The sequence below is a fragment of the Jiangella anatolica genome, assembly GCF_003236295.1.
Classification (GTDB): domain Bacteria; phylum Actinomycetota; class Actinomycetes; order Jiangellales; family Jiangellaceae; genus Jiangella; species Jiangella anatolica.
Window position 1 is genome coordinate 1 of record NZ_POTW01000156.1, and the last position, 7,945, is coordinate 7,945.

Below are 7,945 nucleotides of genomic sequence, written 5' to 3' on the forward strand. Positions count from 1 at the left end.
CTACAACAAACGCATCGCCACCGGCGACACCACCACCGAAGCCCTGCGAGCCCTCAAACGACGACTCGCCCGAACCGTCTTCAACACCCTGAAGAACAACCCATCAACCGCAACCGCGCCGAACCTCACAGCAGCGGCTTGACATAGGAGAAACGCATGGACCTCACGATCCACGCCAGCTTCCTGCCGCACGACGATCCCGACACGGCGCTGGCGTTCTACCGCGACGTCCTCGGCTTCGAGGTCCGCTCGGACTTCGGCTGGGAGGGGATGCGGTGGATCCGCGTCGGTCCGCCGGGTCAGCCGGACACGTCGATCGTGCTGGAACCGCCCGGCGCCGACCCGGGGGTGACCGACGCGGAGCGCCGTACGATCGCCGAGATGATGGCGAAGGGCAGCTACGCGGGCATCCTGCTGTCCACGCCCGACCTCGACGGCGTCTTCGCACGGCTGCTCGCGGCCGGCGCCGAGATCGTCCAGGAGCCGATGGAGCAGCCGTTCGGCGTCCGCGACTGCGCGGTCCGCGACCCGGCCGGCAACCTCATCCGCATCAACGAGGCCCGCTGACCGTACCCTTCCTGGTGAGCCAGGCGACGAAGACAGATGGAGTGACGATGACCGCGGTTGCCGACAGCCACGACCTGATCCGGGTGCAGGGAGCACGCGAGAACAACCTCAAGAACGTCAGCCTGGAGATCCCGAAGCGCCGCCTCACGGTGTTCACCGGCGTCTCCGGCTCGGGCAAGAGCTCGCTCGTGTTCGAGACGATCGCGGCCGAGTCGCAGCGGATGATCAACGAGACCTACAGCGCGTTCGTGCAGGGGTTCATGCCGTCGCTGTCCCGGCCCGACGTCGACCTGCTGGCCGGCCTGACCACCGCGATCATCGTCGACCAGGAGCGCATGGGCGCGAACCCGCGGTCCACCGTCGGCACCGTCACCGACGCCAACGCGATGCTGCGGATCCTGTTCAGCCGCCTGGGGGAGCCGCACGTCGGACCGCCGACGGCGTTCTCGTTCAACGTGCCGACCCGCCGGGCCAGCGGCATCATGACCAGCGACACGGGGGAGAAGAAGATCGCCCGCGACGTCGTCTACCTCGGCGGCATGTGCGCGAAGTGCGAGGGCCGGGGGAGCGTCTCCGACATCGACCTGACCCAGCTCTACGACGACAGCAAGTCGCTGAACGACGGCCCGTTCACCATCCCCGGCTACAACGCCGACGGCTGGAACGTCCGCATCTTCGCCGCGTCCGGCTTCTTCGACCCGGACAAGCCGATCCGCGAGTACTCCGAGCAGGAGCTGAACGACCTGCTGTACAAGGAGCCGACGAAGGTGAAGTTCGAGAACATGAACCTCACCTACGAGGGGCTGGTGCCGCGGGTCCAGAAGTCGTTCCTGTCCAAGGACCCGGCGTCGGTGCAGCCGCACATCCGCGCGTTCATCGAGCGGGCCGCGACGTTCGCCGCCTGCCCGGACTGCGGCGGCACCCGGCTCAGCGCGGCGGCGTTGTCGTCGAAGGTCAAGGGGACGACGATCGCCGAGGCCTGCGCGATGCAGATCACCGACCTGGCGGAGTGGATCCGCGGGCTGGACGAGCCGTCGGTCGCGCCGCTGCTCAAGGCGCTGGGGGAGAACCTCGACTCGTTCGTCGAGCTGGGGCTGGGCTACCTCAGCCTGGAGCGGCCCTCGGGCACGCTGTCCGGCGGCGAGTCGCAGCGGATCAAGATGCTGCGCCACCTCGGGTCGTCGCTGACCGACGTCACCTACGTGTTCGACGAGCCCACGGTCGGGCTGCACCCGCACGACATACAGCGGATGAACGACCTGCTGCTGCGGCTGCGCGACAAGGGCAACACCGTTCTGGTCGTCGAGCACAAGCCGGAGACGATCGCGATCGCCGACCACGTCGTCGACCTCGGCCCGGGCGCGGGCTCGGCCGGCGGCGAGGTGGTGTTCGAGGGGACGGTCGACGGGTTGCGCGACGCGGACACCGTCACCGGGCGGCACCTGGACGACCGGGCGACGGTGAAGCCGTCGGTGCGGACGCCGTCGGGTGTCCTGGAGGTCCGTGGCGCCTCGGCGCACAACCTGCAGGACGTCGACGTCGACATCCCGCTCGGCGTGCTGGTCGTCGTCACCGGCGTCGCGGGCTCGGGCAAGTCGTCGCTGATCCACGGCTCGGTGTCGACCCGCGACGACGTCATCGCCGTCGACCAGAGCGCGATCCGCGGGTCCCGGCGCAGCAACCCGGCCACCTACACCGGTCTGCTGGAGCCGATCCGCAAGGCGTTCGCCAAGGCCAACGGCGTGAAGCCGGCGCTGTTCAGCGCGAACTCCGAGGGCGCCTGCCCCACCTGCAACGGCGCCGGCGTCATCTACACCGAGCTCGGCTTCATGGACACCGTGTCCACGCCGTGCGACGACTGCGGCGGCAAGCGGTTCCAGGCGGCCGTGCTGGAGTACAAGCTGGGCGGGCTGTCGATCGCCGAGGTGCTCGACCTGCCGGTCACGGAGGCGCACGCGTTCTTCGCGGCCGGCGACGCGAAGACGCCGGCCGCGGCCACCATCCTGGGCCGGCTGGAGGACGTCGGCCTCGGTTATGTCAAGCTGGGCCAGCCGCTGACGACGCTGTCCGGCGGGGAGCGGCAGCGGCTCAAGCTGGCCGCCCAGCTGGCGGAGAAGAACGGCAGCGTCTACGTCCTCGACGAGCCCACCAGCGGGCTGCACCTGGCCGACGTCGAGCAGCTGCTCGGGCTGCTGGACCGGCTGGTCGACTCCGGCAAGTCGGTCATCGTCATCGAGCACCACCAGGCGGTCATGGCGCACGGCGACTGGATCATCGACCTCGGTCCCGGCGCCGGGCACGACGGCGGCCGGGTGGTCTTCGAGGGCACGCCCGCCGACCTCGTCGCGGCCCGGTCCACGCTGACCGGACAGCACCTCGCGGAGTACGTCGCGGGCTGAGCCGGGGTCGGCCGCGGATCGGTCAGGAATCGAGAAGCGGGCGGTCCGGGGCCGCCGTAGCGTGACGGGTAGAGCATCCCGATACCCAAGGAGACCACCATGTCGCTGCAGATCAGCGTCGTCATGCTCGGCGTTCAGGACTTCGACCGGGCGAAGAAGTTCTACGTCGAGGGCATGGGCGCCCGGCTCGACCAGGACCAGCCCGGCTTCGCCCGGCTCAGCCTCGGCGGCGGCGCCGACATCGCCCTGTACCACTGGGCCGCCGTCGCCAAGGACGCCGGCGTGCCCGCGGACGGCTCCGGCTTCAACGGCTTCTCGCTGCACTACATCGCCGACACCCGCGACGAGGTCGACGCTGTGTTCAAGGCCGCGGTGGCCGCGGGGGCGACCGTGCTCAAGCCGGCCGAGGCGGCCGAGTGGGGCGGCTACTCCGGCACGTTCAGCGACCCGGAGGGCCACCTCTGGAAGGTCGCGACCGACGCCTGAGCGCCTTGCCGACACGTCAACACCTCCTTACCGTGACGCAAGGAGGTGTCGACGTGCCGGCGCCGCTGAGTCACTGTGATGAACGGCTTTGACGCCGATGGTCGCCTGGACCAGGCGTCGTGACGCTGGCGGAGACGTTCTGGGTCCTGCGTCGCACCTACGCCGAGACCGCGCGACAGGCCGGCTGCGAGCACACGGTGACGTTCGACCGCCGCGCAGCGAAATCTGCTGGCATGCGCCTTCTCACGTAACGCCGATAATGCACATTATGTCAAGTAAACGAGAGTCGGCCGCCGCGAGAGGCACTCCCCACGTTCGGGCTCAGCGGCATGACCGTCCATCGGAGTGGATGACGATGTCCCACTCCATCGCGACGTGGTGCGACCGGCCGGACGAGCTCAGGCTCCAGCGGCGGATACGTGCCGAAGCCGAACGCCAGCCCGCCGCCGTCCGGATACATGTGGTGCGGCGCCAGAGCAGCCGTCTCGATCGCCACTCCGTAGGCGTCGCGCAGCGCCACCTGCGTGACGGTGATCGGCGCCGGGCCCTCGTTGATCATGGGCGACGCGACGGCGGCGAGCTCGGTGTCCGGCCACGGCATGCACACGCCCCCGCCGACGGCCCGAACCGGGCCAGCCGCCACGGTGCCGGCGGCGCACAGCGCGCCCGCCGCCACGATCGCCGTCAGAACCGTCCGCCGAACCCACCTGTCCACCACGCGGCAGTCCTTCCCCCAGGTCAGCGCCAGCATAGGGCGGCGAGTCAGCCGAACGGAATGGCCTCGATGCGGTCGATGTTCCGCTCCCCCCAGTCCCCCAGCGACGCCATCGCGTCGTTGAGCGACCGGCCGAAGTCGGTGAGCGAGTACTCCACCTTCGGCGGTACCTGCTGATACACCTCGCGGTGCACGAGGCCGGCGGTCTCCAGCTCGCGCACCTGCAGGATCAGCATCCGCTCGCTGATCGTGCCGACCGCCCGCCGCAACTGGCCGAAGCGCAGCGGACCGTCCTGCAGGGCGAACAGGATGAGGCCCTTCCACTTGCCGCCCATGAGGGCGATCGCGGCGTCGAGGCCGCAGGTGAAGCGTCGCTCGGCCACCTGACCTCCTCACATACAAGAATGTAGGTATTGAACAGAAATGTAGGTACTTGCGCAAGTGTACGTGTCACTAGCAGCATCGAGACCATGACGCACACGACCGTCACCGTCCTCGGCCTCGGCTCCATGGGCAGCGCGCTCGCCCGCGCGTTTCTCGCCGCCGGGCACCGGGTCACGGTCTGGAACCGGACGCCGGCGAAGGCCGCTCCCCTGGTCACCGCCGGGGCGCGGCAGGCCGCCTCCGCCGGCGACGCGATCAGCGCGAGCCCGCTCGTCGTCGCGTGCCTGACCGGCTACGACGAGACCCGGCGGGTGCTTGGCGACGTGACGGCGACGCTGGCCGGCCGCACGCTGGTCACCCTGAACAGCGGCCCGCCCGGCGCCGCCCGCGAGACCGCCGCGTGGGCGGCCGAGCACGGCATCCGGTTCCTCGACGGCGCGGTGAAGGACGTGCCCGACGCGGTCGGCCGGGCCGGGACGCTGCTGTACTACGCGGGCGACGCGACGACCTTCGCCGAGCACGAGGCGACGCTGCGGGCGCTCGGCGGCGACACGGTCCGGCTGGGCGACGAGCCGGACCTGGCGAAGTTCTACGAGTCGGCGGTCGGTGCGACCCTGCTGCCCGTGCTCGTCGGCTTCTTCGCCGGCGCCGCGGCCGCCCGCGAGCGTGGCATCCCCGTCGCGGCACTGGCCCCGTACGCCGTCCGCTGGCTGCGGATGATCGGCGAGGTGCTCCCGGTGTTCGCCGCCGAGATCGACGCGGGCGACTACAGTGCGGGCGCGTCGTCGGTGGACCTGTTCCTCGCCGGAGCCGACGGGGACCTGGCGTTCCTCCGCGAGTCCGGTATCGACGACGCCTGGCTGCGCCCGCTGCACGACCTCGTGCGCAAGGCCGCTGCCGCCGGTCACGGCGAGCACAGCATCGCCGCCCTCACCGAGGTGCTCGGCGCTCGTCAGGAGGCTCAGCCGAGCAGATGTGCCACGGCGTCCTCGGTGCGGCCGGCGCCGTAGACGCGCAGCAGCCGGGCGATCTCCGGCTGTTCCGCCTCGACCCGGTCGGCCGCCGCGAGGTAGTCCGGCGCCGAGGCGACCCGGCGGAACAGGCTCTGGATCCGCTCGGCGGTCTCCCGCGCCGACGCCCGCCGGGTGGTCGTGCCGGTGAGCACGTCCCCCGGGCCGCCCGCCGACTCGATCCGCGCGACCGCGTCGGCGACCGGCAGCCGCCCGGCGGCGACCGCGTCGGTCACTTCGACCATGACCCGCAGCCGCTCCACCGCCGACGGGTTGCCGATCTTCACCCGCTGCCCGCTGACCAGCTGCGACAGCATCGGCGCGGAGATGCCGAGCAGCGCCGCGACCCTCCCCTGCGTCAGCCCCAGCGTCGCCCGGCAGCGATCGACGACGACGCCCAGCGGCTCGCCGTAGATCTCCCGCTGCGCCGCCCGGCTGGCGTCGACGTCGGCCATGTGCCCTCCAGCTGTTCGCACTCGCGAATCCGCAACCATGTTGACACGCACGCCTTTCGCAGTCCAGACTCGGATCACGTTTGCAACTGCAAATCACTCGGGAGTGGGTATGGGACGTCTCGTCGCCGCCGCGGCAGCCGCGGCCGCCGTCGCCGTCGTTGCCGTGACGGCGCTGCCGGCGCCCGCCGCCGAGCCGATCGACCCGGGCAGCCGGATGATGCTGGTCCTGGACTCGTCCGGCTCGATGGCCGAAGCGACCCCGGACGGGAGCATCCGCATCGACGCGGCGAAGGACGCGCTGCGCGAGGTCATCGGCGGGCTGCCGGACGAGCAGGAGGTCGGCCTGCGCGTCTACGGCGCCGAGGTGTTCTCCCAGAACGACCCCGGCGCGTGCACGGACTCGCAGCTGATCGTCGAGCCCGGCACCGGCAACCGCGACCAGCTCACCGCCGCCCTCGACGACTACGAGCCCTACGGCGAGACCCCCATCGGCTACGCACTCCAGGAGGCCGGCAAGGACCTCGGCACCGAAGGACCGCGCACCATCGTCCTCGTCTCCGACGGCGAGCCGACCTGCGCCCCGGATCCGTGCGAGGTCGCCACCGAGCTGGCCGGCGACGGCGTCGACGTGCGGATCGACGTGGTCGGCCTGGACGTCGCGGCGGAGGCACGCGACAAGCTGCGCTGCATCGCCGAGAACGGACACGGCACCTACTACGACGCCAAGGACGCCGACGACCTCGTCCGCTCCCTCGACACCTCCACCACCCGGGCGTCCCGTCCGTTCGACCTCACCGGCACGCCCATCGAAGGCGCCGCGACACCCGCCGACGCCCCGATCATCGAGACCGGGCAGTACCTCGACACCGTCCCGCTCAACGACGGCCTCTGGTACCGGGTCGAGCGGACGGCGCCGGGCAGCACCGTCCACGTCGGTGTCGCCCACTACTCCGACGACATCGGCAACTCGGGCTCCTGGGCCTCGGTCCGGCTGTACGCGAATCCCGACGAGCTCGAATGCGCGACGGCGACCTCGTTCCCGCTCGGCCACCTCGGCTACACCGCGGCGAACACCTGGCGTCCGGATCCGGAGGACGGGTGCAACACCGCCGACGTCGTCTACGTCCACGTCGGCGACTCAGGGCCGCAGGCGTTCACCGGGGAGCCGATCGAGATCGCCGTGTACGAGGAGCCGCCGCTCGCCGACCCCTCCGGCCGCGACCTGGCAGCCGCTCCCGAGGAGCCGGCGTGGACGCCGCTGGACGTCGGGGACCCGGTCACCGACGTGGTGCCCGGCACGTCGATCTCCAACTCTCCCGTGGTGTCCGACGGGACCTACGCGTTCGACATCAACCCGGGTGAGACCCAGGTGGTCGCGATCCCGCTCGACTGGGGCCAGAACGTCCAGGCCCAGCTCGACGGGATCGTGCCCGAGGAGACGGCCCTCGGCATCGGGCCCACCCTCCAGATCTCCGGGCCCGTGCGGGAGGCGGGCTCGGTGGACTTCTACGGCGGCGCACCCGAGGACTGGAGCGACCTGTTGTGGGGCACGATCGCCGTGGGCTCGCCCTTCCGCGTCGGCGCCCAGTCGCTCACCCTCGGCTACCTCAACCGGACCGCGATCAGCAATGACGCGAGCATCCCCGGGTTGAGGTACGTCCAGGTGTCCTACCCCGACGCCAGTGGTCCGATAGCTTACACGCTGACGTTGAAGACCAACGGCACGGCCGGCGAGGGCGCCCCCGAGTACACCGACGTCGACGGTCTCACTCCGCCGGCGGCCGAGTCCGCTCTGGTGGACGGCTCCGGCAGCGGCTCCGGCGAGAACGAGCCCGGCGGCGGGCCGGGCGATGACAACCCGACCGGCGACCCGACCGGCGATGCGACCGGCGATGCGACCGGCGACCAGGCTCTGAGCAGCGACGATGA

Annotated in this window: 8 protein-coding genes; 5 read left to right on the plus strand and 3 right to left on the minus strand. The window is 71.0% G+C overall.

Annotated features, from left to right (window positions below; all coding sequences use genetic code 11):
* Nucleotides 1–156: 156 nt before the first annotated feature.
* The 3 genes from C1I92_RS32095 (at nt 157) to C1I92_RS32105 (ending at nt 3,452) form a co-directional block, all read left to right on the plus strand.
* Nucleotides 157–567 (plus strand): VOC family protein, encoded by a 411-nt coding sequence (locus C1I92_RS32095; RefSeq protein ID WP_111258694.1) that lies wholly within the window; start codon nt 157–159, stop codon nt 565–567.
* Nucleotides 568–614: 47 nt separating this feature from the next.
* Entirely contained in the window at nt 615–2,966 is a 2,352-nt protein-coding gene (locus tag C1I92_RS32100; protein WP_111258700.1) for an ATP-binding cassette domain-containing protein, read from the plus strand.
* 99 nt (nt 2,967–3,065) lie between these two features.
* Nucleotides 3,066–3,452 carry a VOC family protein gene (locus tag C1I92_RS32105; RefSeq protein WP_111258695.1) on the plus strand — a complete coding sequence of 129 codons (387 nt, stop codon included), beginning with the start codon at nt 3,066–3,068 and terminating at the stop codon, nt 3,450–3,452.
* Nucleotides 3,453–3,723: 271 nt separating this feature from the next.
* Here C1I92_RS32105 and C1I92_RS32115 read toward each other — a convergent pair whose 3' ends face one another.
* Nucleotides 3,724–4,170: a hypothetical protein gene (locus tag C1I92_RS32115; protein ID WP_146605373.1), complete on the minus strand. Its 447-nt coding sequence runs from the start codon at nt 4,168–4,170 to the stop codon at nt 3,724–3,726.
* Nucleotides 4,171–4,214: 44 nt separating this feature from the next.
* A complete protein-coding gene (locus tag C1I92_RS32120) occupies nt 4,215–4,502 on the minus strand; it encodes a winged helix-turn-helix transcriptional regulator (RefSeq protein WP_111258701.1) in 288 nt (95 codons plus the stop codon).
* A 135-nt stretch (nt 4,503–4,637) separates the two neighbouring features.
* Between C1I92_RS32120 and C1I92_RS32125 the strand changes: the two genes are divergently transcribed.
* Nucleotides 4,638–5,561: an NAD(P)-dependent oxidoreductase gene (locus C1I92_RS32125; protein WP_111258697.1), complete on the plus strand. Its 924-nt coding sequence runs from the start codon at nt 4,638–4,640 to the stop codon at nt 5,559–5,561.
* Here C1I92_RS32125 and C1I92_RS32130 read toward each other — a convergent pair.
* The gene (locus C1I92_RS32130) at nt 5,513–6,016 is read right to left on the minus strand and encodes a DNA-binding protein (protein ID WP_111258698.1); all 504 of its coding nucleotides are present in this window, start codon (nt 6,014–6,016) and stop codon (nt 5,513–5,515) included. The genes C1I92_RS32125 and C1I92_RS32130 overlap by 49 nt on opposite strands.
* A 109-nt stretch (nt 6,017–6,125) precedes the next feature.
* Between C1I92_RS32130 and C1I92_RS32135 the strand changes: the two genes are divergently transcribed.
* Nucleotides 6,126–7,945, plus strand: a 1,820-nt coding sequence (locus tag C1I92_RS32135) for a vWA domain-containing protein (RefSeq protein WP_111258699.1), incomplete at its 3' end; no start/stop codon positions are given.

What these genes read in the sequence shown, in the direction of transcription:
- C1I92_RS32095 (WP_111258694.1), top strand. Translation starts at nt 157, where the DNA reads ATGGACCTCACGATCCACGCCAGCTTCCTGCCGCACGACGATCCCGAC.
- C1I92_RS32100 (WP_111258700.1), top strand. Translation starts at nt 615, where the DNA reads ATGACCGCGGTTGCCGACAGCCACGACCTGATCCGGGTGCAGGGAGCA.
- C1I92_RS32105 (WP_111258695.1), top strand. Translation starts at nt 3,066, where the DNA reads ATGTCGCTGCAGATCAGCGTCGTCATGCTCGGCGTTCAGGACTTCGAC.
- C1I92_RS32120 (WP_111258701.1), bottom strand. Translation starts at nt 4,502, where the DNA reads ATGGGCGGCAAGTGGAAGGGCCTCATCCTGTTCGCCCTGCAGGACGGT.
- C1I92_RS32125 (WP_111258697.1), top strand. Translation starts at nt 4,638, where the DNA reads ATGACGCACACGACCGTCACCGTCCTCGGCCTCGGCTCCATGGGCAGC.
- C1I92_RS32130 (WP_111258698.1), bottom strand. Translation starts at nt 6,016, where the DNA reads ATGGCCGACGTCGACGCCAGCCGGGCGGCGCAGCGGGAGATCTACGGC.